Annotated in this window: 20 protein-coding genes, 1 tRNA gene and 1 other RNA gene; 10 read left to right on the plus strand and 12 right to left on the minus strand. The window is 72.3% G+C overall.

Translation table 11 applies throughout. The features are described from left to right. The first annotated feature begins 16 nt into the window (after positions 1-16). Together QT381_RS02865 and QT381_RS02870 are read left to right on the plus strand one after the other, a co-directional pair. Positions 17-544 (plus strand): DUF3145 domain-containing protein, encoded by a 528-nt coding sequence (locus tag QT381_RS02865; RefSeq protein ID WP_289247201.1) that lies wholly within the window; start codon positions 17-19, stop codon positions 542-544. 23 nt (positions 545-567) lie between these two features. After that, positions 568-744 (plus strand): hypothetical protein, encoded by a 177-nt coding sequence (locus QT381_RS02870; protein ID WP_289247203.1) that lies wholly within the window; start codon positions 568-570, stop codon positions 742-744. Positions 745-1275: 531 nt separating this feature from the next. On the opposite strand, the gene QT381_RS02875 is transcribed toward QT381_RS02870, so the two are convergent. The 6 genes from QT381_RS02875 to aceE all read right to left on the minus strand — a co-directional run bounded on the left by QT381_RS02875 (position 1276) and on the right by aceE (position 8972). Continuing rightward, the gene (locus QT381_RS02875; RefSeq protein ID WP_289247205.1) at positions 1276-2511 is read right to left on the minus strand and encodes a beta-ketoacyl-[acyl-carrier-protein] synthase family protein; all 1236 of its coding nucleotides are present in this window, start codon (positions 2509-2511) and stop codon (positions 1276-1278) included. Positions 2512-2629: 118 nt separating this feature from the next. After that, entirely contained in the window at positions 2630-2878 is a 249-nt protein-coding gene (locus QT381_RS02880) for an acyl carrier protein (RefSeq protein ID WP_289247207.1), read from the minus strand. Positions 2879-2979: 101 nt separating this feature from the next. Beyond that, complete coding sequence (locus QT381_RS02885; RefSeq protein WP_289247209.1) at positions 2980-3978, minus strand: beta-ketoacyl-ACP synthase III; 999 nt, start codon at positions 3976-3978, stop codon at positions 2980-2982. Positions 3979-3983: 5 nt separating this feature from the next. Further along, positions 3984-4937, minus strand: a complete 954-nt coding sequence (locus QT381_RS02890) for an ACP S-malonyltransferase (protein ID WP_289247211.1) — start codon at positions 4935-4937, stop codon at positions 3984-3986. Positions 4938-5037: 100 nt separating this feature from the next. Beyond that, on the minus strand, positions 5038-6231 hold the full coding sequence (locus QT381_RS02895; protein WP_289247212.1) for a PucR family transcriptional regulator: 1194 nt from the start codon (positions 6229-6231) through the stop codon (positions 5038-5040). Between the two features lie 14 nt (positions 6232-6245). Then, positions 6246-8972: a pyruvate dehydrogenase (acetyl-transferring), homodimeric type gene (aceE, locus tag QT381_RS02900; RefSeq protein WP_289247214.1), complete on the minus strand. Its 2727-nt coding sequence runs from the start codon at positions 8970-8972 to the stop codon at positions 6246-6248. A 252-nt stretch (positions 8973-9224) separates the two neighbouring features. Between aceE and QT381_RS02905 the strand changes: the two genes are divergently transcribed. Next, positions 9225-9704 (plus strand): peroxiredoxin, encoded by a 480-nt coding sequence (locus tag QT381_RS02905; protein WP_289247216.1) that lies wholly within the window; start codon positions 9225-9227, stop codon positions 9702-9704. Here QT381_RS02905 and QT381_RS02910 read toward each other — a convergent pair. Beyond that, positions 9701-10396 carry a DUF1345 domain-containing protein gene (locus QT381_RS02910; RefSeq protein WP_289247217.1) on the minus strand — a complete coding sequence of 232 codons (696 nt, stop codon included), beginning with the start codon at positions 10394-10396 and terminating at the stop codon, positions 9701-9703. The two genes, QT381_RS02905 and QT381_RS02910, sit on opposite strands and share 4 nt — an antisense overlap. Before the next feature lie 92 nt (positions 10397-10488). On the opposite strand from QT381_RS02910, the gene QT381_RS02915 reads away from it, so the two are divergent. Beyond that, positions 10489-10561 (plus strand) — tRNA-Val (locus QT381_RS02915). A 517-nt stretch (positions 10562-11078) separates the two neighbouring features. After that, the gene (locus tag QT381_RS02920; protein ID WP_289247219.1) at positions 11079-11753 is read left to right on the plus strand and encodes a hypothetical protein; all 675 of its coding nucleotides are present in this window, start codon (positions 11079-11081) and stop codon (positions 11751-11753) included. Positions 11754-12330: 577 nt separating this feature from the next. On the opposite strand, the gene QT381_RS02930 is transcribed toward QT381_RS02920, so the two are convergent. Beyond that, positions 12331-13182: a helix-turn-helix transcriptional regulator gene (locus QT381_RS02930; protein ID WP_289247221.1), complete on the minus strand. Its 852-nt coding sequence runs from the start codon at positions 13180-13182 to the stop codon at positions 12331-12333. A gap of 101 nt (positions 13183-13283) precedes the next feature. On the opposite strand from QT381_RS02930, the gene QT381_RS02935 reads away from it, so the two are divergent. After that, positions 13284-13994, plus strand: a complete 711-nt coding sequence (locus tag QT381_RS02935) for an SDR family NAD(P)-dependent oxidoreductase (RefSeq protein WP_289247222.1) — start codon at positions 13284-13286, stop codon at positions 13992-13994. An 82-nt stretch (positions 13995-14076) separates the two neighbouring features. Here QT381_RS02935 and QT381_RS02940 read toward each other — a convergent pair whose 3' ends face one another. Next, positions 14077-16509: a glycoside hydrolase family 68 protein gene (locus QT381_RS02940; RefSeq protein ID WP_289247223.1), complete on the minus strand. Its 2433-nt coding sequence runs from the start codon at positions 16507-16509 to the stop codon at positions 14077-14079. A gap of 289 nt (positions 16510-16798) precedes the next feature. On the opposite strand from QT381_RS02940, the gene QT381_RS02945 reads away from it, so the two are divergent. The 3 genes from QT381_RS02945 to QT381_RS02955 are packed head-to-tail and all read left to right on the plus strand — an operon-like array spanning position 16799 to position 21700. Then, complete coding sequence (locus tag QT381_RS02945) at positions 16799-20122, plus strand: cytosine permease (RefSeq protein WP_289247225.1); 3324 nt, start codon at positions 16799-16801, stop codon at positions 20120-20122. A 10-nt stretch (positions 20123-20132) separates the two neighbouring features. Further along, positions 20133-20969, plus strand: coding sequence for a Nif3-like dinuclear metal center hexameric protein (locus tag QT381_RS02950; RefSeq protein ID WP_289247226.1), 837 nt, complete (start codon positions 20133-20135; stop codon positions 20967-20969). Continuing rightward, complete coding sequence (locus QT381_RS02955; protein ID WP_289247228.1) at positions 20966-21700, plus strand: zinc ribbon domain-containing protein; 735 nt, start codon at positions 20966-20968, stop codon at positions 21698-21700. Before QT381_RS02950 ends, QT381_RS02955 begins: the two co-directional genes overlap by 4 nt. A 203-nt stretch (positions 21701-21903) precedes the next feature. Here the strand turns inward: QT381_RS02955 and QT381_RS02960 are convergent, their stop codons facing one another. Further along, entirely contained in the window at positions 21904-22881 is a 978-nt protein-coding gene (locus QT381_RS02960; RefSeq protein ID WP_289247229.1) for a DsbA family protein, read from the minus strand. A 120-nt stretch (positions 22882-23001) separates the two neighbouring features. On the opposite strand from QT381_RS02960, the gene rnpB reads away from it, so the two are divergent. Beyond that, positions 23002-23378: RNase P RNA component class A (rnpB, locus tag QT381_RS02965), an RNA gene on the plus strand. A 70-nt stretch (positions 23379-23448) separates the two neighbouring features. On the opposite strand, the gene ppgK is transcribed toward rnpB, so the two are convergent. Continuing rightward, complete coding sequence (gene ppgK / locus QT381_RS02970; RefSeq protein ID WP_289247230.1) at positions 23449-24270, minus strand: polyphosphate--glucose phosphotransferase; 822 nt, start codon at positions 24268-24270, stop codon at positions 23449-23451. A 10-nt stretch (positions 24271-24280) separates the two neighbouring features. Next, positions 24281-25147 carry a type I methionyl aminopeptidase gene (gene map / locus QT381_RS02975; protein WP_289247231.1) on the minus strand — a complete coding sequence of 289 codons (867 nt, stop codon included), beginning with the start codon at positions 25145-25147 and terminating at the stop codon, positions 24281-24283.

Below are 25147 nucleotides of genomic sequence, written 5' to 3' on the forward strand. Positions count from 1 at the left end.
AAGTCGAACCTGACGGATGGAGATGACAGTGGCTTCAACAAGCGCGACCACACCTGCTCGCGGAGTGCTGTTCGTGCACTCCGCTCCTCGTGCTCTGTGCCCCCACATCGAGTGGGCCGCCGGGCGCGCGCTCGGCCGCGCCGTCGGTTTCACCTGGGCGGAGCAGCCGGTGCTGCCCGGCGCGCAGCGCACGGAGTACTTCTGGGAGGGCCCGTCGGGCACCGGCGCGAGCCTCGCCTCCGCCCTGCGCGGCTGGGAGCACCTGCGCTACGAGGTCTCCGAGGACCCGTCGGCCGGGTCCGACGGCGCCCGGTGGATGCACACGCCCGACCTCGGCATCCACTTCGCCCAGACCGACAGCGTCGGCAACGTCGTCGTCCCCGAGGATCGGGTGCGCTACGCCATGGAGGTCGCGGGCAGCAACCCGCTCGAGCTGCACCGCGAGCTGCGGCTCGCGCTCGGGCAGGCCTGGGATGACGAGCTCGAGCCGTTCCGGCACGCGTCGAGCGACAACCCCGTCGTGTGGCTGCACCGGGTCGGCTGAGGCGTCGGAGGAGGGAGACCACGATGGTGAACCGCGCCCTGCACATCGAGCTCCAGGAGCTTCTCGACGAGGTGGCGCCGCCCCTCATCGACCTCGACGAACTGCATCGTCTCGTCGCCGCCGACGAGGACGACGACTTCGACGGCGAGTGCGTGCTGCACGAGGGCTGCCGCCCCATCTTCGCCCGCCGCCTGCTCTGAGCTCGTCCGTTGCTCGCAAGTCGAGGAGCCCGCGGGCGCCCCGTCGGGTGGTCGAGGAGCCCGCGAGTGCCCCGTGAGGTGGTCGAGGAGCCCGCGAGTGCCCCGTCAGGTGGTCGAGGAGCCCGCGAGTGCTCCGTCAGGTGGTCGAGGAGCCCGCGAGCGGAGCGAGTCGGCGTCTCGAGACCATTGTTCGTCTGCTGAGGGGTGGTGGTCTCGAGACGCGGGCGACTGCGTCGCGCGCTCCTCGACCAGCGGGAGGGGGCGCTCCGTCAGGTGGTCGAGGAGCCCGCGAGCGGAGCGAGTCGGCGTCTCGAGACCATTGTTCGTCTGCTGAGGGGTGGTGGTCTCGAGACGCGGGCGACGGCGTCGCGCGCTCCTCGACCAGCGGGAGGGAGGTGCGCTGCGCCGGGTGGTCGAGGAGCCCGCGAGCGGAGCGAGTCGGCGTCTCGAGACCATTGTTCGCCTGCCGAGGGGTGGTGGTCTCGAGGCGCGGGCGACGGCGTCGCGCGCTCCTCGACCCGCGGGAGGGAGTCAGACCGAGCGGATCGCGACGACGGCGTTGTGGCCGCCGAAGCCGAACGAGTTCGAGATCGCGAGCTGGTCGCCGTCGCCGAGCGGCTGCGCCGTGCCGCCGACGGAGAGCGGGATCTCGGGGTCCTGCTCGGTGATGTTGATCGTCGGCGGCGCGACGCGGTCCACGAGCGCCTGCACGGTGAAGATCGCCTCGAGCGCGCCGGTGCCGCCGAGCAGGTGCCCGGTCGCGGCCTTCGTGGCCGACACCGGGATGCCGTGCACGCGGTCGCCGAACAGGCTCAGCAGTGCCTTGTACTCGGCGATGTCGCCGACCGGCGTGCTCGTCGCGTGCGCGTTGATGTGCGTCACGTCGTCGACGGATGCGCCGGCCTGGCCGAGCGCGAGCAGCACGGCCCGCGAGGCGCCGAGTCCCTCCGGGTCGGGAGCGGTGATGTGGTACGAGTCGCTCGTGACGCCGCCGCCGGCGAGCTCCGCGTAGATGCGCGCGCCGCGCGCCTTCGCGTGCTCCTCGGTCTCGAGCACGAGGGCACCGGCACCCTCGCCCATGACGAAGCCGTCGCGGCTGACGTCGTAGGGCCGCGACGCGGTCGCGGGGTCGTCGTTGCGCTTCGACAGCGCCTGCATGGAGGCGAACGACGCGATCGTGATGCCGTGGATGGCGCTCTCGCTGCCGCCCGCGACGACGACGTCGGCGAGGCCGGCGCGCAGGTGCTCGAGGCCGTTCACGAGCGACTCGGTGCTCGATGCGCACGCGGATGCCACGGTGCGGGCGAACGCGCGAGCGCCCAGCGTCATGGAGACGGCCGCGCTCGGCGCGTTCGGCATGAGCATGGGCACCGTGAGCGGCATGACCCGCCGCGGGCCCTTCTCCTTGAGCGTGTCCCACGCGTTGAGCAGCGACCAGACGCCGCCGATGCCGGTGGCCCAGTCGACGCCGAGGCGCTCGGGCTCGACCTCCGGAGCCCCGGCATCCGCCCAGGCCTCCCGGGCCGCGATGACGGCGAGCGCGGAGCCCGGGTCGAGCCGGCGCACCTCCTGGCGCTCGAGCACCTCCTCGGGACGCACCTTCGCCTCGGCGGCGAACGTGACGGGCAGCTCGAGCTCGGAGACCCACTCGTGGCTGAGCGAGCGGGCGCCGGACTCTCCGGCGAGCAGCGCCTCCCACGACGACGGCGCGGTGCCGCCGAGCGGGCTGGTGGTGCCGATTCCGGTGATGACGATCTTTGCGGTCACAACGATCCTTCTGTAGAACGGGTGCTCGCCCGGTCGGTCGCTCGCGCGCGATCGACCGACCGGGAGGGCGGATGGAGCGGGTCGGCCGGGCGGATCAGCCCGGCCGGCTGGCCCGGTGCTAGCCCTGGGCCGAGACGATGAAGCTCACCGCGTCGCCGACGGTCTTGAGGTTCTTGACCTCTTCGTCGGGGATCTTCACGTCGAACTTCTCCTCGGCGTTGACCACGATGGTCATCATCGAGATGGAGTCGATGTCGAGGTCGTCGGTGAACGACTTGTCGAGCTCGACGGAGTCGGTGGCGATGCCCGTCTCGTCGTTGATGAGCTCGGCAAGACCTGCGAGGACTTCTTCGGTGGACAGTGCCATTTTTCTCTCCTTGAGCGGGTTGTCGTGTGACCGGGAGTCAGTCTAGGGGCGGCGGATGCGGCGGCCGGGGCGCGGCCGCCCGCGTGGCGAACGCCACGGGCTCAGGGCAGGACGACCACCTGGGCGCCGAAGACGAGCCCCGCGCCGAAGCCGATCTGCAGCGCGAGCCCGCCGGACAGTTCGGGGTGCTCCTGCAGCAGCCGGTGCGAGGCGAGCGGGATGGATGCCGCCGAGGTGTTGCCGGTGGTCTCGATGTCGCGCCCGATCCTCACGTGCTCGGGCAGTCCGAGCTGCTTGGCGAACTCGTCGATGATGCGCATGTTGGCCTGGTGCGGGATGAACGCGGCGAGGTCGTCGACGGTGACGCCGGCGGTCTCGAGCGCCTGCTTCGCGACCTTCGCCATCTCCCAGACCGCCCAGCGGAACACCGTCTGGCCGTTCTGGCGCATGGTGGCGAACGGAGCCTCGCCGTCGCGCACCTGGCTGTAGGTCGACGTCATCCAGATCGCGCCCCACTGCGAGCCGTCCGAGCCCCACACGGTCGGGCTGATGGAGGGGGTATCGCTCGGCCCGAGCAGGGCCGCGCCCGCACCGTCGCCGAGCAGGAACGAGATCGACCGATCGGTCGGGTCGACCATCGGGCTGAGCTTCTCGGCGCCGATGACGAGCACGTACTCGGCGAGACCGGCACGGATGAGGGCGTCGCCCTGCGCGATGCCGTAGGTGTAGCCGGCGCACGCGGCGTTGACGTCGTAGGCGGGGGCGATGCCGGCGCCGATCCGTTCGGCGACGAGCGTCGAGACGGACGGTGTCGCGACCTCGTTGGAGATCGTCGAGACGATCACCGCGCCCACCCGCGACGGATCGATGCCGGCGGTCGCGATCGCCTCGGCGCCCGCCTGCGCGGCGAGGTCGACGACGCCGACGTCCTTCGAGGCGCGCTTGCGCTCGACGATGCCGGTGCGCTGGCGGATCCACTCGTCGCTCGAGTCGATCGGCCCGACGAGGTCGTCGTTGGGCACCGCGAGGTCGCCGCGTGCCGCGCCGTAGCCGAGGATGCGCGTGAACCGGGGCCCGGTGGCCTGGTTGAGGGTGGCCATGCTGCCTACTTCCCGTCTGTGTCGTCGATGGCGACGTCGTCAGTGACCGCGTCGAGGAGCGCGTGGGCGGCCGCGAGGTCGTCCGGGGTCTTGAGCGCGACGGTCGGCACGCCGCGCAGTCCGCGCTTGGCGAGGCCGGTGAGTGCTCCGGCGGGCGCCAGTTCGATGATGCCCGTGACGCCGGCCGCCGCGAACGACTCCATGGCGAGGTCCCAGCGCACGGGCGACGAGACCTGGCCGACGACGAGGTCGAGGAACGCGCTCCCGGATGCCACGGCCGAGCCGTCCCGGTTGGTCCAGATGGTCGTCACCGGATCACGGGTGTCGAGCGTGTCCGCGAACGCGCGGAGCGCGTCGACCGCGGGCGCCATGTACCCGGTGTGGAACGCGCCCGCGACCTGGAGCGGGATGACGCGCGTGCCGGCGACGGGCTCGGCCGCGAGCGCCGCGAGGCCGTCGAGCGGACCGGCTACGACGGTCTGTCCGCCGCCGTTGACGTTCGCGGGGGAGAGGCCGAGCTCCGCGAGCCGCGTCGCGAGCGCGTCGGCGTCGCCGCCGAGCACGGCGCTCATGCCGGTCGCCTCGAGGGCCGCGGCCTTCGCCATGGCGCGTCCGCGCTCGCGGACGAGGGCGACGGCATCCGTCTCGCTCAGGATGCCGGCGGCCGCGGCGGCGGTGACCTCGCCGACCGAGTGCCCGGCGTAGCCGGCGACCTTCGCGGCACGGCCGTCGGCGAGCAGCGCGCGCAGCGAGACGAGCCCCGCGGCGACGATGAGCGGCTGCGCCACGGCGGTGTCGCGGATGGTGTCGGCGTCCGAGACGGTGCCGTGGGCGACGAGGTCGAGCCCGGCGACCGCCGAGAGCGTCTCGAGCTGCTCGCGGGCGGCGGGGTCGGCGAGCCAGGGCTCGAGGAAGCCGGGGGTCTGCGAGCCCTGTCCGGGCGCGACGACGATGATCACTGGTCCAGTCTCTCCGGGTCGGTCGGCCGCCCGCCGTGCGGTCTCGCACGGAGAATCGGCAGGATGATTGGTCGTGTCCTACGAATAACGGCTGCCGCACTCACCCGCGCGGCGGGCGTTTCGGGCGGTTCGCGTCGGGCTCGGCGATCGCGCCGACGATGAGCGCGGCCTGCAGGATGAGCGCCTCGCGCGCCCCGGTGGCGTCCCAGCCGATCAGCTCGCTGATCCGCTTGAGGCGGTAGCGCACGGTGTTCGGGTGCACGAACAGCTCGCGAGCGGTGCCCTCGAGGCTGCGTCCGGTGTCGAGGTAGCACCACAGGGTCGTGAGCAGCTCCGTCGAGTGCGCCTGCAGGGGCTTGTAGATGCGGTTGATGAGCGTGCCGCGGGCGAGCGCGTCGCCCGCGAACGCGCGCTCGGGCAGCAGGTCGTCCGCGAGCGCGGGCCGCGGGGCGTTGCGCCAGGCGCGCGCGACCGCGAAGCCCGCGAGCGCGGCCTTCGCGCTCTTCGACGCGTCGACGAGGTCGGGCACGGCGTGGCCGAGCACGAGGTGCCCGGGTCCGAAGTTCGGCTCGAGCTGCGCGGCGATCTCGATGAACGGCATGAGCTCGGCCGGCTCGCCGGCCTCGTCGGTCGCGGGTCGGGCGCGGCCGATCACGACGACGAGGCGTGAGCCCTGCACGCCGATGAGCACGTCGGCGTCGAGGTGGCGCGCGGTGCGCCGCAGCAGGTCGACGTCGAGCGTGCGCGGCGCGGTGCCGACGAGCACCGCGACCTCGCCGTGCCCGTTCCAGCCGAGCGCCGCGATCCGGCTCGGCAGCTCGCTGTCGTACTCGCCGGAGAGGATCGAGTCGACCACGAGCGCCTCGAGGCGGGCGTCCCAGAGGCCGCGCTGCTCCGCGGCGCGCGCGTAGACATCCGCTGCCGCGAACGCGATCTCGCGCGAGTACAGCAGGATCGCCTCGCGCAGCCGGTCGTCGCTCGTGCCGACCTTCGCCTCGACGACCTCGACCGTGATGCGGATGAGCTGCAGCGTCTGCTGCAGGCTCACGCTGCGCAGCAGCTCGCGGGGCGCGGCGCCGAACACGTCGGCGGCGATCCACGGCGTCGACGTCGGGTCGTCGAACCAGCTGATGAAGCTCGTGATGCCCGCCTGCGCGACGAGTCCGACCGCCGAGCGGCGTCCGGGGGGCATGGAGCTGTACCACGGCAGCGTCTCGTCGAGCCGCTTGAGCGTTTCGGTGGCGAGCTCGCCGGAGACGCGGCGCAGCCAGCCGAGGGTCTGCTCCTTCGTCATCCCCACGCGGGCCGTCAGCTCTCCCCGCCGGTGCTGCCGGAGGTGCCCGCGGTGACGTCGAGCAGGCGGTACTTCGCGATCGCCTGCCCGGCGAGCGAGCGGTCGACCGCACCGCGACGGCCGAGCGACTCGAGGGCCTTCACGACGACGGACGGACCGTCGATGGTGAAGAACCGGCGGGCGGCGGCGCGCGTGTCGGCGAAGCCGAAGTCGTCGGCGCCGAGTGTCGAGTAGTCGCCCGGCACGTACGCGCGGATCTGGTCGGCGACCGCGTGCATGTGGTCGCTCACGGCGATGAACGGCCCCGGCGAGCCGGCGAGCTTCGACCACAGGTACGGCACCTGGGGCGCGGCATCCGGGTTGAGGAAGTTGTGCTGGTCGGCGGCGAGGCCGTCCCGCCGCAGCTCCGTCCAGCTCGTGACGCTCCACACCACGGCCGCGACGCCCCAGTCCCGTGCGAGCAGCTGCTGGGCCTCGAGCGCCCACGGCACGCCGACTCCCGACGCGAGCAGCTGCACCGAGGGGCCCTCGATGATCGGGCCGGCGATCCGGTGGATGCCCTTGACGATGCCCTCGACGTCGACGCCCTCGGGCTCCGCCGGCTGCACGATCGGCTCGTTGTAGACGGTCACGTAGTACATCACGTCCGGGTCCGGATGCGTGCCGCCGTACATCCGCTCGATGCCGGAGCGGATGATGTGGCCGATCTCGTAGCCGTACGCCGGGTCGTACGAGACCACGGCCGGGTTCGTCGAGGCGAGCAGGTGCGAGTGGCCGTCGGCGTGCTGGGTGCCCTCACCGGTGAGCGTGGTGCGGCCCGCCGTGGCGCCCATGATGAAGCCGCGCGCCTTCTGGTCGCCCGCGGCCCAGAACGCGTCGCCGGTGCGCTGGAAGCCGAACATCGAGTAGAAGACGTAGACCGGGATGAGCGGCTCGCCGTTCGTCGAGTACTGCGTGCCCGCCGCGGTGAAAGCGGCGGCGGCGCCGGCCTCGTTGATGCCGACGTGCACGATCTGGCCCTGCGGGCTCTCCTTGTACGCCAGCAGCAGCTCGCGGTCGACCGACGTGTAGTTCTGGCCGTTCGGGTTGTAGATCTTCTGCGTCGGGAAGTAGGCGTCCATGCCGAAGGTGCGCGCCTCATCCGGGATGATCGGCACGATCCGCTGACCGAACTCCTTCGAGCGCAGCAGGTCCTTGAGCAGGCGCGCGAACGCCATCGTGGTGGCGACCTCCTGCTTGCCGGAGCCCTTCTTCACGACCTCGTAGTCCTTCGGCTCCGGCAGAGCGACCTGGGTGTACTTCGTGCGCCGCTCGGGCACGTAGCCGCCGAGCGCGCGGCGGCGCTCGTGCAGGTACTGGATCGCCGGGTCGCTCTCGCCGGGGTGGTAGAACGGCGGCTGGTACGGGTTCTCCTCGAGCTGCGCGTCGGTGATCGGGATGCGCATCTCGTCGCGGAACTGCTTGAGGTTGTCGAGCGTGAGCTTCTTCATCTGGTGGGTCGCGTTGCGGCCCTCGAAGCTCGGGCCGAGGCCGTAGCCCTTGACGGTCTTGGCGAGGATGACGGTCGGCTGGCCCTTGTGCTCGGTCGCGGCCTTGAACGCCGCGTAGACCTTGCGGTAGTCGTGTCCGCCGCGCTTGAGGTTCCAGATCTGGTCGTCGGTGTAGTCCTTGACGAGCTCGAGCGTGCGCGGGTCGCGGCCGAAGAAGTTCTCGCGCACGTAGGCGCCGTTCTCCGCCTTGTAGGTCTGGTAGTCGCCGTCGGGCGTGACGTTCATGAGGTCGCGGAGGGCGCCGTCCGTGTCGCGGGCGAGCAGGTCGTCCCACTCGCGGCCCCAGACCACCTTGATGACGTTCCAGCCGGCGCCGCGGAAGAACGACTCGAGCTCCTGGATGATCTTGCCGTTGCCGCGCACGGGACCGTCGAGCCGCTGCAGGTTGCAGTTGATCACGAAGGTCAGGTTGTCGAGCTTCTCGTTCGCGGCCCACTGCAGGGCGCCGCGGGACTCGACCTCGTCCATCTCGCCGTCGCCGAGGAACGCCCAGACGTGCTGGTCGCCCGCGTCCTTGATGCCGCGGTTGGTGAGGTAGCGGTTCGACTGCGCCTGGTAGATCGCGTTGATCGGGCCGAGGCCCATCGACACGGTCGGGAACTGCCAGAACCCGGGCATCATCCGCGGGTGCGGGTAGCTCGACAGGCCGTTCGGGGCCTTCGACTTCTCCTGTCGGAAGCCGTCGAGCTGCTCGGCGGTGAGCCGGCCCTCCATGAACGCGCGGGCGTACATGCCGGGGGAGGCGTGGCCCTGGTAGAACACCTGGTCGCCGCCGCCGGGCGCGTCCTGTCCGCGGAAGAACCAGTTGTGGCCGACCTCGTAGAGCGCGGCGGACGACGCGTACGTCGAGATGTGGCCGCCGACCGCGACGCCGGGCCGCTGCGCGCGGTGCACGGTGATGGCCGCGTTCCAGCGGATCCAGCGCCGGTACTGCCGCTCGAGGTCCTCGTCGCCGGGGAAGGCCGGCTCGTCCTCGGGGGCGATCGTGTTGAGGTAGTCGGTGGTCGGCACCATGGGCACGCCCAGGTGCAGGTCCTTCGACCGCTTGAGCAGGCTCAGCATGATCTCGCGACCGCGCTCATGACCGGATGCCTCGACGAGCTGCGTGAGCGACTCCTGCCACTCCGCGGTCTCCTCGGGATCCGCGTCGATGTTGTTCACCGAGTACGGGTCCTGATCGTTGACCGTCACCATCGACCTCTTTCTGGTTGGGAGGGGATCGCCGCTCGCCGCGTCGCGCCGGATTGCGGCGCCGGGTTCGGGCGGGTGCGGCTCGATTCTATTGTCGGTCTCCACGGGGCGCGCGACGCGGGAGTTGTGTGCGCGCCACACCCGTCCGTGGTACAGCGCGCGCGTGTGCGGCGGCGTATGATCTCGCTTCGTGCTCGCCGCCCCCGGCGTCCAGACCGGACGCCGCGCGGCCCGAAAGGATCACGACCTCCAATGGCTCTGGAGAACGACACTCAGGCTCCCGACTTCGACCTCCCCAACCAGTACGGGGAGCACGTTCGGTTGAGCGACTTCCACGGCAAGCGTCCGGTGGCCCTCGTCTTCTTCCCGCTCGCGTTCTCGTCGACGTGCACGACCGAGCTGTGCACGCTGCGCGACAACCTCGCCCTGTTCCAGCAGAACGGCATCGAGCTCATCGGCGTCTCGGTCGACTCGAAGGCGACGCTGCGCGGCTTCGCCGACGCCGAGGGCTACGACTTCACGCTGCTCTCCGACTTCTGGCCGCACGGCGAGGTGGCCAAGGAGTACGGCGTGTTCCTGGAGCAGAAGGGCTTCGCGACGCGCGCGACGTTCCTCATCGACGTCGACGGCATCATCCGCGCGTCGTTCATCACGGCGCCCGGCGAGGCGCGCGACATCGCGGAGTACCGGGCGGCGGTGCAGGAGATCCTGCCCGTGCCCGCCGTCGTCTAGCCGGCGATGTTCACCGCGCGCGCGATGACGAGCGCGAGGATGACGAATCCGGCGAACGCCTGCACTGCCATCAGCAGCTTCGCGCGGTGCGAGAGCGGCATCACGTCGGTCGGGCTGAACGCCATCGAGTTCGACATCGAGAAGTAGAGGTAGTCGACGTAGGCGGCGGTCCATCCGGTCCTGCCGCTCGATCGCGCGGCGACCTCCTCGACCGCGTCGCCGTCCTCGTCCTGGGGGAACCGGAAATCCGCGGGCGGCAGCTGTGCGCGGGGCACATGCGTGCGCGCGACCGGCCCGTCGCGGTCGAGCTCCCAGTAGAGCGTCGCGAAGGCGACGACGTTGGTGGCCCAGACCTGCACCGCGGCCAGCAGCAGCATGGTCGTGCCGCCTCCCTCCCTCGGCGAGAGCAGCTGCACCACGAGCTGACCCAGGGCGACCTGGTTCGCCACGAGCAGCACGATGCTCTGCGCGATCGAGAACCCGCGCGACCAGCGCGTCTCCCGGTTGAACCGCACGGGGTTCAGCACGAGCAGGGGCACGATCGTGAGCACCGAGAAGCCGATGACCGTCCAGCGCACGGCCGGGAGGAACGTCGACGGCAGCAGCGCGTAGAGCGCGACACCGATGCCGATCGCGACCACGGCTGGCCAGCGGTGCTCGGACCGGGCCGCGGATGCCGCCGGGTCGGTCATGCGCCGAGTGTATCGCCGGAGGCGCGCGCGTCGGCGGCGAGCCGCGCGCGGCGCCGCGAGCTCGACGGGCCGTCGGTAGACTCGCGCGGCAGGGGCCTTTAGCTCAGCTGGTAGAGCGCCACGTTTACACCGTGGATGTCGTCGGTTCGAACCCGGCAGGGCCCACTGTATGTTCGCTGCGAGAACCATCGACACAGTAGATGGCTCGAAGTAGCGACTCAGTTGGCTGATGAATTGGTCGGAGTTCACGCCGAGCCCGCGCGCCGAAAGCGAAGACGCGGCGGAGTGGGTGATTCGTCTGGTATCTCGGCTCTCACCGATACCGGCGGGGGATCGCGGCCGGGCGCCTACGTCCCCTTCACCACGGCGATCCCCGTGACGATGGCCGAACGCCCCTGAGTCCTCGGCTCACACCGCCCACATCGTCGCCCACACCGTGCCTCGGTCCACCCCGAAATGTCGAGTCCGCGCGTTCACGCTGACCGCCGCCACTGAGTGCAGCCAGACGAGTCCGGTCAGAGGTTCCAGCGCGGGAGTGATCCCGACTGCCCGCCTCGGTGACACCGAGCAGCATCCCGGTCTCCGGGACGCCGGTCCCTGGCCGAGGGACACGGCCGCGAGTCACCGTGAGGGTGACCGCTCCGACGATGCGAGCGGCATCACTCGATGGAAGGGAAAACCCATGACCGCCACCGCATCCACACCGGCGTCTCTCGGCATGAGGGCGGAGCTCCCGCCCCCGGGTCGCCTCGGCACGCTGCTCGCCGTGTTCGCTTTCCCGCTGTGGATCATCTGCTTCGTGCTGCTGTACGGCTCGATGGGAGCGAAGCCGGACGAGCCGCAGACGCTGGCCGAGATACACGCACATGCCCTCGCCGCCGGAGCGCCGGTGTGGATCTTCGGCGTGCTGTCCGTGATCGCCGCCGTCGTGCTGGCGATCGGACCCGCCATCCTCGGCGTCGCCCTGGCACGGGGCACCGGGCGCCGTGTGCTTCCGGGCATCATCATCGCGGCCGGGGTGATCACCGCTCTGCTCCAGCTGTGGAACACCGTGAGCTATCTCGTGTTCCTCGCCGCCGGCCCCAGCGACCTGCCGCGCTGGGCGGCGGTGGTCCAGGACGGCACGGTCGGCAACGACGTGCTGAATCTGGTCGCGTGGTCGCTGAGCGCGCTGGCCGCGCCGCTGCTCGGGTTCACGCTCTGGCGCGCGCGAGTGGCACCGCGCACCGGGCTGGTCGTCGCGATCGTCGGGGGGATCCTGCTCCTCGCGATCCTGTTCCTCCAGTTCGGGCAGCCGATGACCCCGTCCGTGCTGCTGTTCGCACTCGGTGTGGCCCTGCTCCGCCCGCAGAAGTAGCATCGCAGCCCAGGAGGACGCTGATGGATCGCCGGCTGACCGAGGCGCCGTGGTGTGCGCGTGCTCTGTTCGGCGTCGCGGCCGTCGGTGCCGTCGTCGCCCTACAGGCAGATCATCTCGGCCGGTGACGCGGCAGCGGTGCTGGTGCTCACCATGAGCGACGACGATGGCAACGTGTTCGCCGCCATGCGCGCGGGCGCGACCGGCTACGTGCTCAAGGGCGCTCCCGGGGCGGAGATCGTGGAGTCGCTCCGGGTGGTCGCCTCCGGCCGCGCCATCCTCGCCTCCCCGGTGGCGGAGCGGATGATCCGCTACTTCGATCGCTCGCGCTCCGCAACGCGCAGTCCGGCTTTCCCCCAGCTGTCCGCGCGCGAGACCGAGGTGCTCGGCCATCCTCGCCCGTGGCCCGTCGAACCCCGAGATAGCGAGCCGTCTCGTGCTGAGCGAGAAGACCGTGCGCAACAACGTGTCGGCTATTCTCGTCAAGCTCGCTGCGCCCACCAGGGCGCCGCCGTCGCGCTCGCCCGGGATGCCGGGCTGTGACGCCGACGGGCGGCCGAATCCGTGTGACGCCGGTTCAGGTTCGCTGCTCGACGAGGGATTGCGTGCCGAGAACCGCGGCGATGGCCAGGCGCTCGGCGTCCTCGGAGCCCGGGTCCGCGGTGTAGACCAGGATGCGGACGTCGTCGCCGGCGACGGTCAGCGTGTCGCAATCGAGGGCGATGCGGCCCACCGCGGGATGTTCGATGATCTTGTGTCGCGCGGGCTCACGAGACGTGAGGTCGCCTGACTCCCAGTGCTCGGCGAAGCGGGGGCTCTGGCGGGAGAGCTCGGCGACGAGGCGCCGCAGCCTCCGATCGGCGGGATAGCGCGCGGCGGCCATCCGCAGGTCGGCGACGAGCCCAGCGACGAGGTCCGCGTGCTCCTCGGGGGTCAGCACGGCGCGAGAGCGCGGGCCCAGGAGGTTGCGCCAGATGGCGTTGCGTTCCAGGCCGTCCCACGCGCCGGTCTCGCCCAGCAGCGCGTCGTACGCGTCGTTCGCGACGAGGAGGTTCCACATCGCGTCGAACACGGCCACCGGATGCCCGGACAGGCGGTCGAGGAGGCGCTGCACGCTCGGGCTGATCCGGGACGGCACGGTGTCGCGGCCCGGCACGGTGTGGCCGGCGAGCCGGAACAGCAGCTCCCGCTCGGGGTCCCTCAGGCGCAGCGCTCGCGCGAGCGCCTCGACCACCTGGGCCGACGGCGAGGTCGCCCGTCCCTGCTCGAGACGGGTGAGGTAGTCGACGGAGATGCCGGCCAGGGCGGCGAGCTCCTCCCGGCGAAGCCCGGCCGCTCGTCGACGGCCCCCGGTCGGCACGCCGACCACGTCGGGGCGGATGTGGTCGCGCCACCGCCGCACGGCCTCTCCGAACGGCGATTGCGTCACGCGTCCAGTGTGCGCCGCTTCGCACCCGACATCCTGGCACTGCCGTTCCTACGAACGGCCGACGACTGCCTCCGGTCCCGCCGCGGCGCGAGTCTCGGCGCATGACGACAACACTCATCACCGGGGCGAACCGGGGCCTCGGCAGGGAGACCGCCCGCCAACTGATCGCCGCCGGGCACACCGTGTACCTCGGCGCCCGGGACGAGATCCGGGGGCGCGCCGCGGCGGACGCGCTCGGCGCGAGGTTCGTTCGGCTCGACGTGACCTCGGACGACTCCGTGGAGGCGGCTGCGGAGTGGATCGGGGCCGACGGCGGACTCGACGTGCTCGTCAACAACGCCGGGATCGAGCCGCGCCTGCCCGGCAATGCGGTGCCGGCGCCCGCCGACACGACGGCGCACGATATCCGGACGACCTTCGAGACGAACGTCTTCGGTCTCGTCCGGGTGACCCGCGCCTTCCTCCCGCTGCTGCAACGATCGGTCGCCCCGGTCGTCGTCAACGTGTCGAGCGGCCTCGGGTCGCTCACCGACCTCAGCAACCCCGACAGCCACACGCACTTCTACCCGGGCCTCGCATACCCGGCGTCGAAGGCGACGGTGAACGCGCTCACGATCCAGTACGCGAAGGCCTACCCGGGCATCCGGATCAACGCGGTCGACCCCGGCTACACGGACACCGATCTCAACGGCCACACCGGAACGCAGACGGTCGAGGAGGGTGCGGAGATCATCGTGCGGATGGCCGGGCTCACCGGGTCGGACGGCCCGACCGGCCTCCTGCTCTCGCGGCACGGCCCAGTGGCGTGGTGACGCGAGCACCGAGAGGTCGCGACGGGTCGACGGCGTGGGCCGTCGGCGACGCGCCCGATCGCGCCGCCGACGGCCCGCGGACTCACGACCTGCGCACGGTGAGCCGCTTCGTGATCGACGCGTCCGGCGCGACCGTCGCGTTGCCGCGGAACAGCGCGCTGACCCGGTACGTGCCGGCCTTCAGCTTCGGCAGCGTGACGACCACGCGGCCGTGGTCGGCGGCGCGCAGGGCGACCTTCTTCGAGTGCTTGCCCCAGCTGACGACGACGGTGCCGACCTCGCGCCCGGGGTTCTTGGCGTTCACGTGCACCACGACGCGGGCGCGTGCCTTGGTCGTGACGGTGTTGTCCACGATCCGGATGGTGGTGCGGCTGTTGACCTTCGCCGTCACCGCGCCGGACGTCGCCACGGTCGGCGCGCCATCGCCGAGGCGCGCGCTCACGCGCACCGTGATGGTGTCGCCGTACCGCTTCGCGGGCAGCCGGTACGACTGCTGCGTCGCCCCGGCGATGGGCTTGCCGTTCGCCATCCACTGGTAGTCGAACGTGAGCGACGACGCGGGCACGTTCCACTCGCCGTTCGTCGCGGTGAGCGTGCGGCCGAGGATCGCTGTGCCCGTGATCCGCGGCGGGCGCACGTTGACGACCGGGGTCACGCCGTCGGATGCCGTCACGACCACGTCGGCGGACGCCGCCGTGACGGGCGGGACGTCCGCATCCGTTCGCGCCGAGATCGTCACGCTCAGCCGCCCGCCGAGCGCCGTCGCCGGGATGGCGAAGGTCGACGATGTCGCGTTCGGTACGGGCGCGCCGTTCAGGCTCCACTGGTAGCCGAACGTGAGGACATCGGGCGGCAGGCTCCACCCGCCGACGTCTGCCGTGACGGTCTTCCCGACCTGCGCGGAACCGCTCACCGTCGGCGCGGTGACGTTGACGAGCGTCTCCAGGCTCGCCGCGGACCGGTTCGCCGGGATGTCGGCGTAGCCGCCGAGGCCGGCCGTGCCGAACGCGCGATCGACCGTCGCGGACGCCCCGCTGATGTTCAGGCGCACCGTCGGCCCGAGCGTCCCTCCGCGGCGGAAGTCGTCGGTCGATCCCACCGCGTCGATGAACGACTCGACGAGTCCGTTCGGCATGACGTAGTGCGAGTACGCCTGGAACTCGCCCGGATGCTGGTCGGGGTCGGGCGCGAAGGGGGCACCCACCGGCTCGTTGAGGTTCGTCGGATTGCCGAGCGCGAGCCCGGAGCCCCGGTTGAGGGGCTGGAAGTCGCTGCGCACGCCGTCGCCGACGAAGCCGTAGACGCCCTCCGGGCCGTCGATGCCGGAGGCGAACGTCGTGCGGTGGCTGATGGTGAACAGGTAGTACTTGCCGTCCTTGAGGTAGATCTGCGGTCGCTCGGTCTGATCGGTCACGCAGTTCGCGCTGAGGATCGGCGGCAGGAAGTGCCACTTCGACAGGGCGGCGTTGTCGGCCACGGCCAGCCCGACCGAGGCCATCTGGTAGTTGGCCCCGTCGTCCATGACGGTGTCCGGATCCTCCGCGTACGGGTCGCCGGGCCGGTAGCCCATGTCCGCCGCGGTGCACGCGCGGCTGCCGCGCTGGGTGGCCGTGTTCCCCTCGAACACCATGAACGTCTTGCCGGGGAACGCCGGGTCCTCGAACGTGAACGGGTCGCGGAAGTTGTAGTACGGGTTCTGGGCGCCGTCCTGGTAGAGCACCCCGTCGGGCTTGAGCAGTTCGTTCTGCTCCTCGAACCCGGTGAACCACACGCCGCGGCTGTCGGCATGGATCTGGCCCGGGCTCATCATGATCCGCGCGTCGGCGGGGCGGATGTCCTGGTCGTTCGCGTCCCGGTAGAACGCCACCGCCGTGTAGAACACCTTCACCACGCCGCCCGCGAAGATGCGGGCCGAGCCCGACCACTCGGTCTGCGACGTGAAGGACTGATCATCGAAGACCTGACCGGAGACCCCCGGCGGGAAGACGAGTCCGCCGTAGGTCCAACCGCCGTTCTCGGGACGGTCGGCGGCGGGGATCCCCGCGCGCCGGAAGAAGTAGCCGAGCTTCGCGTGCGTGTGTCGTGCGTCGAACTCCAGGGCGCGATCGGCGACGAGCGAGAAGATCACCTCCCAGCCGCCGTAGCTGTACTGGTTGGCCTGCGCATCCGTCAGCGGCCAGGTGTCCCACACCCACACCTCGTCGTTGCTCATGTCGGGGAAGTCCTGGGGCACGGTCGGCATCGTGTACTCCTCGGGCATGGAGTTCGACTGGGCCGGGGCCTGGGGGTCCGACATGGCCTTGAGCTGACGCGCGTCGGCCCGGGTCCACCGCGCCGTGAAGTTCGTGCTCCAGTTGTACGCGCGCTGCGTGTGCTCGGTGGGCTCCGGGAAGCCCGGCACGGCGCCCGATGCCCCGAGGATGGAGCCGGACAGCCCGCCGGCGATGAGTGCTGCGGTCGCCAGGAGGGCGGCGGCCGCGCGTCGTGCGGTTCGCGCACGGGATGGATGGGACATCGCAAACCTCGGTCTCGTCGTTGAGAATCTCGTCATTGAGAAGCGGTCTCGTCGTCGAGACCGCAGGGCAGGTCGATCGCTCGACCGTCGACAGCGCCGGTCGTGCCGTGAAAGCTAGTCCCGACAGAATCGATTGTCTACCCCCCAACGAGTCACATTCCTCGCGCTCCATCGAGAGAGCGGATGCGCGCGGCGCGAGCCGCGCCGGTGGCTGCGGTCGGCACGCGGATCGGCGCGATCCTCGCCGCGTTGATCCCGTTCGGGAGACGAGTCGCCCTAGTATTCAGGCATGGTTCCGGACGAGCCGCGCGAAGAGGGTGCCGACGACTCCGTGTTCGACACGGGCGTGTACGGCCTGCCCTCCGTGCGGCGGGCGAGCTACACCCCGCCCTCCGCGGCACAGGAACCCGCGCCCGAGCCGGCCACGCCCCGCTCCGACCCCACGGATGCCGCTACCGACGGCGCGGAGGCGGACGGCGCAGAGACTGCGAGCCCGGAGGCAGCGAGCCCGGAGGCCGTGAGCCCGGAGGCCGTGGGCCCGGAGGCCGTGAGCCCGGAGGCCGTGGGCCCGGGGGCCGGCGCCGCCGAGGCTGCGACCGGACCCGCGGACGTCCCCGTCGCTCCGTCGCCCGCTTCCGGCGCACCCGCCTCGACCGTCCCGGAGTTCGACGACCGACCCTTCGACCCGGGGCGGCTGTACGGTGACGGGTTCGCGGGCGGCCGCGCGGCATCCGACCCGTCGCCGCCGGATGCCGCCGGCGCGCTCCCGGGTCCCGAGGATCAGGCCGCGCTGCTCGCGGAGCAGGCGGGCCCGGCGGGGCGGCCGTGGGTGCCGCAGCGCTCGTCGCTCGACGACGATGCCCTCGTCGATGAGGTGACGCACGCCATCGAGGAGATCGACTCGCTGCGCGCGATCGAGATGCTCGAAGCCCAGCTGCGGCTGCGTGAGGAGGAGGCGCACGAGTTCGTCGACTGGCAGCAGTCGATGCTCGCGGTCGGCACGCCCGAGGCGCTCGCGGCGGTCGAGGAGGTACGCCCCCGGTTCGACGATCTCGTCACGAGCGCGATCTCGATCGTGCCGCCCGTGGCCCCGCCCGCGGCTCCGACGGCTCCGACAGATCCCGGCGTGCCCGGCGCTGAATCCGACGCCTACTGGTCGGCCCCCGCTGACGCGGCGACGGATGCGGCACCCGCGCCCTGGGATCCGCCGGCTCCCGCCCCCGCGGCGCCCGCCGACGCGGCGCCGTCCGACGTGCCGCCGACTGACGTGCCGCCCACCGACGCGGTGCCGACGGATGCGATCCCCGCGGAGCCGGCTGCGGACGTCCCGGCCGACACCGTGCCGCCCGCGCTCGTCGAGCCGCCGCCGTTCCCGTCGGCCTTCTCGTGGGCGACGGAGTCGGGCGTCGGATCCGAAGCGGACGCCGCGTCGGCACCGTCGGCCGTTCCCGCATCCGGTCCGTTCGCGGACCTCCCGGGCGGATTCTCGTGGGCGACCGACGTGCCCGGCGCCGCCCCGGCCGAGGCCGAGGCGGAAGCCGACGTCGAGGCCGATGCGGTGTCCGCCGCGCGGGACGCCGAGGAGCCGGCCGAGCAGCGCGACGTGTGGGCGCCGCCCTGGGCGTCCGTCGCCGAGGACACCATCGACCCGTACGCCGACCTGCCCTCGCCCGTCGGCTCGACCGATCGGCCGGATGTCGCGCCGATCACGTTCCTCGAGCCGTCCGGCCCGATCGTGCTCCCGGTCGTCGACGACCCGGTGGCGCGCTTCCTCGCCGGTGAGCCGTCGGCGTCGGTCTTCGCCGCGCCCCCCGCTCCCGAAGCCGCGCCCCCCGCTCCCGGAGCCGCCACGGAGGCGGCCCACGCGTCCGCGCCGACCGGCGGAGTGCCGACCGACGGAGCGCCGGCCGCGAGCGCGCCGCCCACGCCCAGCCTGCTCGCCGGGCTTCCCGCGCCCACGGGAGCACCGGTCATCCCCGCGGACGACCCGGGCGACCCGTTCGCGGGGCTCTCCGCGCCGACCGGGGCACCCGCCCTCGTGCCCGACGCCGTCGTCGAGTCGCCCGGACCGGCGGCGACCGACCTGGCGGCCGAGCTGGCCGCGGAGTTCGGCGCCCCCGAGGCCGCGGCCACGCCGTTCCGCATCGAGGACGTCGGTGTGCGGCCCACCCCAGCCGACGAGCGGGTCGGACGCGCCGTCCGGTTGTTCTGGCTCTGGTTCGCCCCCAACGCATCCGTCGTGAGCGTCGCGCTCGGCGCCGTCGTGTTCGCGATGGGCGTGAGCCTGCGTCAGGCGGTCATCGCCGTGCTCGCGGGCGTCGTGCTCTCCTTCCTGCCGCTCGGCCTCGGCACCCTCGCCGGTCGCCGGAGCGGCCAGCCGACGCTCGTCGTCTCTCGGGCGACGTTCGGCGTGCGCGGCAACGTGCTGCCGGCCGTCGTGGCCGTGCTCTCCCGCGTGTTCTGGGGCGGCGCCCTGCTCTGGCTGCTCGGCACGTCGGTCGCCGACATCCTGATCGGCGCCGGCCTCGCCGAGGGGCTCGGCCACGGTCAGCTCGTGACCCTCGGCATCGCGGTCGGATTCGTGGTCGCCCTCCTGGTCGCGTTCGTCGGCTATCGCCTCATCCGCATCGTGCAGCTCGTCATCGCGATCGCGTCCGCCGTGCTCGTCGTGGGCGTCGTCGCGCTCACCTGGTCGTACGTCGACCTCGCGACGGCGCTCGTGACGCCGGACGGCTCGATCCTCGCCGCGGTCGGCGGGGCAGTGCTCGTGTTCAGCGTCGTCGGGCTGCTCTGGGTGCACGCGAGCGGCGATCTCGCCCGCTACCAGTCCGGCGCGGGGCACGGAGGGCCGTCGATGCTCGCCGCATCGCTCGGTGCGGGCATCCCCGTGCTCGTGCTCGCGGGCTACGGCGCGCTGCTCGCGGCATCCGACCCGGCGATCGCCGCGGGGCTGACGAGCGATCCGCTCGACACGATCGGGCGGATGCTGCCGCTGTGGTATCCGGTGCCGCTCGTCGCCGCCGCGGCGCTCGGTCTGGTGTCCGCCGTCGCCGTCACCGTCTACTCGGGGTCGTTCGCCGTCGCGGCGGCGGGACTGCGGCTCAAGCAGTCGGTCGGCACGCTCCTCGTCGCGCTCCTCGTCTTCGCCCTCGCGTTCGGCCTCGCCGCGATCGGAACGGATGTCACCGTCCTGCTGCGCGACCTGGTCACGACGGTCGCGGTGCCGGTCGCCGCCTGGGCCGGCATGTTCGCCACCGAGGTGATGCTGCGCACCCGTCGCTACGACGCGCCGTCGCTGCTCGCGACGGGCGGCATCTACCCGGCCGTGCGCTGGGGCAACCTCGTCGCCTACGTCGTCGTCACCGCGATCGGCCTCGGCCTCGTGACCGCGACGACGACGGGGCTCAGCTGGGAGGGATACGGCTTCGCGCTCGCCGGGCTGCCGCTCGACGGCGAGCTCGCCTCCGCCGACCTCGGGGTCGTCGTCGCGCTCGTGCTCGGCGTGCTCGCGCCGCTCCTGGTCGGGCGCGCCGGCATCCGCGCGCAGGAGGCGGCCGGCGGCGGCGCCGATCCGGTCGCCGGGCCGACGGTGGGCGAACAACCCGCTCGGTAGACTCGGCGGCATGCCCTTCACCGTCGCTGACGTGCTCGCGGCGGTGGAGCGGCTCTGGCCCGTCGCCGGAGCCGAGGGCTGGGACGCGCCCGGTCTCGTCAGCGGCGACGCCGCAGCCGAGGTGCACCGCATCCGTCTCGTCGTCGACGTCACGGCCGACACCGTGGCGGATGCGCTCGACGCGGGCGCCGACCTCGTGCTCGCCCACCACCCGCTGCTGCTGCGCGGCGTGACGACAGTGCGCGAGTCCACCTACAAGGGCGCCATGCTCGCGCGGCTGATCCGCGGCGGCGTCGCCCTGCTCACGGCGCACACGAACGCGGATGTCGTGGCGACCGGCACGTCCGCGGTGCTCGCGCGCCTCATCGGCCTCGAGGCCACGGTGCCCATCGTCGGCTCGGACTCCGTCGGGCTCGGCCGCGTCGGCGCCCTCGCGCAGCCGGTGCCGCTCGGCGGACTCGCCGCCCGCATCGGCGAGGTGCTGCCGGCGACGGCGGGCGGCATCCGGGTCGCGGGGGAGTACGGGCGCGAGGTGCGCACGGTCGCCGTGTGCGCGGGCGCCGGCGACTCCCTGCTGGAGCACCCGGCCGTGCTCGGAGCGGATGCCTACGTCACCGCCGACCTGCGCCACCACCCCGCCTCGGCCGCCGTCGAGCTCGCGCGCCTCGGCGCGGGGCCCGCCCTCGTCGACGTGTCGCACTGGGCGAGCGAGTGGGTCTGGCTCGCGCAGGCCGCGGTCGAGCTGCGGGCGGAGCTGCCGGGCGTCGACGTCGCGGTGAGCGACGTGCGCACCGACCCGTGGGACTTCAGCATCGTTCAGGCCAGCGGAGAGGACCACCACCGATGAAGGCCAGCCCCGAGCACCAGGCGAGACTGCTCGACCTGCAGGCGCTCGACACCCGGCTCGCGCAGCTCGCGCACCGTGAGAAGACGCTGCCCGAGGTGGCCGCCGCCGCGGGGGTGCGCGGCCAGCTCGACGGCGTGCGCGCGGTCGTCGCCGAGCGCGCGGGCGTCGTCGAGGACACCCGCACCGAGCTGTCGCGCATCGAGGCGGATGTCGCGGTCGTCGAGGCACGCATGACGCGCGATCGCGACCGGCTGCAGGCGACCTCGTCGGCGAAGGACATCACGGCCCTCGAGCAGGAGCTCGCGGCGCTCGCGAAGCGCCGGTCGGACCTCGAGGACATCGAGCTCGCGGTCATGGAGCGCCTCGAGGAGGCGGAGGCCGCGCTCGGCGAGACGGAGCACGCGGCCGAGGCGCTCGGCGAGCACCTCGCGGACGCGGATGCCGCGCGCGACGCCGCGCTGGCCGCCATCGCCGCCGAGCGGGCGAGCACGATCGCCGACCGCGACGCCGTCGCGGCGGCGCTGCCCGCGGACCTTCTCGCGCTCTACGAGAAGCAGCGCGCCCGCTACGGCTTCGGCGCCTCGCACCTGCGGTTCGGGGTCTCGAGCGCGACGGGGGTGACGCTGCTCGCGGACGAGCTCGCGACCGTGCGCGCCGCGGCGCCCGACGACGTCATCCTGTGCCCGTCGAGCGACGCGATCCTGGTGCGCACCGCCGAGTCCGGCCTGTAGCCCGCGCGGCGTCGCCGTGCGGCGTCTCCCGCGCGGCGTCTCCCGCGCGGCGTCTCCCGCGCGGCGTCCCCCGCGCGGCCGAGAACCCGCGGCGCGATGGCTTCACCCGAGCGTGTTACTCGAGAACCCCCGGATATCCGCTGCGTCTCGAGTAACACGCTCGGGTGAGTGTCATCCGGCGTCGGTGGCTTCCGGCGTCGGTGTCATCCGGCGTCGGTGGCTTCCGGCGTCGGCGTCGGCGTCGGCGTCTCGGTCGCGCCGTCCGTCGGCGTGTCGGTCGGGGTGCTCGTGGCGTCGCCCGTGCCGTCGTCGGTCGCGCCCGACGCGGCGGCGTAGAGCTTCGAGATGAACGTCATGAGGCCGTTCGCGTCGTCGAGCGCGCCGGTGTACGACTTCTGGTCGACGAGCAGCAGCGGTGTGCCCGAGAGCCGCGCGACGTCCGCGTTCGGGATCGCCGCCTCCGCTCGCGCGGTGGACGCCGCGACCCACGGGCCGAACCGGTCGCCGCGCACGCAGTCGAGCACGGCGTCATCCGTCACCCCGGCGTTGCTCACGGCGCCGAGCACGCCGTCGGCGGTCCGCGCGCTCGCGTCGTCGTCGCCCCCGGCCGTCATGAGGGCGTCGAGCACGGCGAGGAAGGTGTCCGGCGCGCCGTCCGCGACGCAGCCGAGCGCGTCGGCCGCGCGCTCGGAGAACGCGCCGGCACGCGCGATCGGGTGCACCTCGAGGGCGATGTAGCCCGACGTGAGCCAGGATGTCAGCTGCGCGGCATCCGTGCTCCAGAGCGTGCGGCTCTTCGGATCGCCCGCGTCGAGGTAGAGCACGACGTACGGGTACTGCGAGAGCGTCGACGGATCCGTGGCGACGGATGACGCCCCCGGCTCGATCCGCGCCGTGGTCCTCGCCGAGACGGTGCTGCCGTCGCTCGTGAGCACGATGCCGTCGCTGAGCATGTCGGCGGGGCCGGCGAGCGTCTCCTGGTAGCGGGACCAGAGCGTCCAGGCGGCGAGAGCGAGCACCACGACCACGCCGAACGACACGCCGCCGATGAGCAGGGCACGGTTGCGCCGACGCCGCTCGCGGGCGGCCTCGCGCTCCATCGCGGCGATCTCCCGGGCGAACGCGAGGCGCTCCTTCTTCGTCATCCCGCTCGTGTCGTAGCGCAGCGTCGTCTTCGCCATCGGGTTCCCTTCCGCGCCGACGGACGACGCCGCCCCGATCGTCCTCGCGCCGGTTATGGGGAAGCCGAGAGCCGCGGGGCGTGCCCGGACGGCATCCGCCGCTAGAGTGGGCGACGCGAATGGGTCGGCAAGACGGTCGCGTCACTCCGCAGCTTCGGATGCGAGGGTGCCGAGGAACGTCCGGGCTCCGCAGAGCATGGCGGTGGGTAACGCCCACCCGGGGTGACCCGCGAGAAAGTGCAACAGAGAGCAGACCGCCTCGTGCCCCGGCACGCGGTAAGGGTGAAACGGTGGGGTAAGAGCCCACCAGCGGCCGGGGTGACCCGGCCGGCTAGGTAAACCTCGCCAGGAGCAAGGCAGACAGGATGCGTTACGGGCTGCTCGTCCAGCATCCGGGTAGACCGCTAGAGGGCCGTGGCGACGCGTCCCCGAGATAGATGGCCGTCCAAGGCGCGTGAGCGCCCCAACAGAACCCGGCGTATCAGCCGGCCCATTCGCGCGCGCTGGCCCCAGCGCCGGGGGAGCCTGCGACCGAGGTTGCCAACGCAACCGTGCCGGCGCCGACGCTTACGTCATCGGCGCGATCGAGGCCGGCGGCGCGATCGGGGCCGGCGGCTCGACCGGGTCGCCGGGCACCGCGAGCGCCGCCGCGCCCAGGATGCCCGCGTTGTTCCGGAGCGCCGCGGGCACGATCTCGGTGTTCAGCTCCAGCAGCGGGAAGAACTCCTCGTAGTTCTTCGAGACGCCCCCGCCGACGATGAACAGGTCGGGGGAGAACAGCCTCTCCAGGGTCGCGTAGTAGCGCTGCAGCTGCTTCGCCCAGGCCCTCCACGAGAGGTTGCGCCGTTCCTTCGCGGAATAGGCGGCGCGCAGCTCGGCGTCCTTGCCGCGCAGCTCGAGGTGCCCGAGCTCGGTGTTCGGCACGAGCACGCCGTTGTAGATCAGCGCCGTGCCGATGCCGGTGCCGAGGGTGGTGAGCATGATCAGCCCGCCGCGGTCCTTCGCGGCCCCGTAGCGCACCTCGGCGTAGCCGGCGGCATCCGCGTCGTTGACGAACTGGATGTCGCGGCCGAGCGCCTTCTCGAACAGAGTCTCGGCCTCGAGCCCGATCCAGCGATCGCTCACGTTCGCGGCGGACATCGTGCGCCCGTGCTTGACGACGGCCGGGAAGCACACGCCGACGGGTGCGTCGGCGGAAAGGCCGGCGCCGAGCTGCTCGACGATCTCGACGACGGTCGCGACGATGCCGTCCGGCTCGCCGCCGGGGGGTGTCGGGAGCTTGATCCGGTCGCTCGTGAGCTCGCCGGTCTCCGTGTCGACGACGGCGCCCTTGATGCCGGTGCCGCCGATGTCGACGCCCAGTGCCGGACTGTGCGCGGCCGTGGCCATGGGGGTCTCCTTAGGGGTTGGTGAGCACGTCGGCGCCGTGCTCGGTCACCACGAGGGTGTGCTCGAACTGCGCCGTCCAGCTCTTGTCGCGGGTGGTCACGGTCCAGTCGTCGTCCCACATGTCCCAGGCGATGCCGCCGAGGGTGAGCATGGGCTCGATCGTGAAGACCATGCCGGGCGTCATGACGTCGTCGAAGCGCGGGGCCGCGTCGTAGTGCGGGATGACGAGCCCCGAGTGGAACGCGTCGCCGACGCCATGCCCGGTGAAGTCGCGGACGACGCCGTAGCCGAAGCGCTTCGCGTAGCTCTCGATGGTGCGCCCGATGACGTTGACCTCGCGCCCCGGCGCCACCGCCCGGATGCCGCGCTCGAGGGCGACGCGGGTGCCCTCGACGAGCTCGCGCACCCGCGGGTCGACGTCGCCGACCAGGAACGTGACGCAGCTGTCGCCGTGCACCCCGTCGAGGTAGGCGGTGACGTCGATCTTGACGATGTCGCCGTCCCGCAGCACGGTGTCGTCCGGGATGCCGTGGCAGATCACCTCGTTGAGGCTCGTGCAGCTCGACTTGGGGTAGCCGCGGTAGCCGAGCTCGCTCGGGTACGCGCCGTGGTCGATGACGTACCGGTGTGCGATCGCGTCCAGCTCGTCGGTCGTCGCTCCGGGAACGGCCGCGGCGCCCGCGGCCCGGATCGCTCCCGCGGCGATCCGGCCGGCGGCGCGGATCGCCTCGACCCGGTCGGGGGTGTACACGTCGTTGCCGGTGTACGGCTGCGGCGCGGGGCGGTCGACGTACTCCGGACGCGCGATACCCTTGGGCACCGGTCGGCGGCCCGAGATGCGCCCGGGAACGAGGTGGCCGTGAGCGTCCCGGGGCAT

Origin of the sequence: Galbitalea sp. SE-J8 (assembly GCF_030345695.1) — a bacterium.
Taxonomy (GTDB): domain Bacteria; phylum Actinomycetota; class Actinomycetes; order Actinomycetales; family Microbacteriaceae; genus JAUASV01.

Coding starts and splice junctions, on each gene's coding strand:
- QT381_RS02865 (WP_289247201.1), top strand. CDS start 17: ATGGAGATGACAGTGGCTTCAACAAGCGCGACCACACCTGCTCGCGGA.
- QT381_RS02895 (WP_289247212.1), bottom strand. CDS start 6,231: ATGACGAAGGAGCAGACCCTCGGCTGGCTGCGCCGCGTCTCCGGCGAG.
- QT381_RS02880 (WP_289247207.1), bottom strand. CDS start 2,878: ATGGCACTGTCCACCGAAGAAGTCCTCGCAGGTCTTGCCGAGCTCATC.
- QT381_RS02955 (WP_289247228.1), top strand. CDS start 20,966: ATGAAGGCCAGCCCCGAGCACCAGGCGAGACTGCTCGACCTGCAGGCG.
- ppgK (WP_289247230.1), bottom strand. CDS start 24,270: ATGGCCACGGCCGCGCACAGTCCGGCACTGGGCGTCGACATCGGCGGC.
- map (WP_289247231.1), bottom strand. CDS start 25,147: ATGCCCCGGGACGCTCACGGCCACCTCGTTCCCGGGCGCATCTCGGGC.
- QT381_RS02950 (WP_289247226.1), top strand. CDS start 20,133: ATGCCCTTCACCGTCGCTGACGTGCTCGCGGCGGTGGAGCGGCTCTGG.
- QT381_RS02945 (WP_289247225.1), top strand. CDS start 16,799: ATGGTTCCGGACGAGCCGCGCGAAGAGGGTGCCGACGACTCCGTGTTC.
- QT381_RS02935 (WP_289247222.1), top strand. CDS start 13,284: ATGACGACAACACTCATCACCGGGGCGAACCGGGGCCTCGGCAGGGAG.
- QT381_RS02920 (WP_289247219.1), top strand. CDS start 11,079: ATGACCGCCACCGCATCCACACCGGCGTCTCTCGGCATGAGGGCGGAG.
- QT381_RS02885 (WP_289247209.1), bottom strand. CDS start 3,978: ATGGCCACCCTCAACCAGGCCACCGGGCCCCGGTTCACGCGCATCCTC.
- QT381_RS02940 (WP_289247223.1), bottom strand. CDS start 16,509: ATGTCCCATCCATCCCGTGCGCGAACCGCACGACGCGCGGCCGCCGCC.
- QT381_RS02905 (WP_289247216.1), top strand. CDS start 9,225: ATGGCTCTGGAGAACGACACTCAGGCTCCCGACTTCGACCTCCCCAAC.
- QT381_RS02870 (WP_289247203.1), top strand. CDS start 568: ATGGTGAACCGCGCCCTGCACATCGAGCTCCAGGAGCTTCTCGACGAG.
- QT381_RS02960 (WP_289247229.1), bottom strand. CDS start 22,881: ATGGCGAAGACGACGCTGCGCTACGACACGAGCGGGATGACGAAGAAG.
- QT381_RS02910 (WP_289247217.1), bottom strand. CDS start 10,396: ATGACCGACCCGGCGGCATCCGCGGCCCGGTCCGAGCACCGCTGGCCA.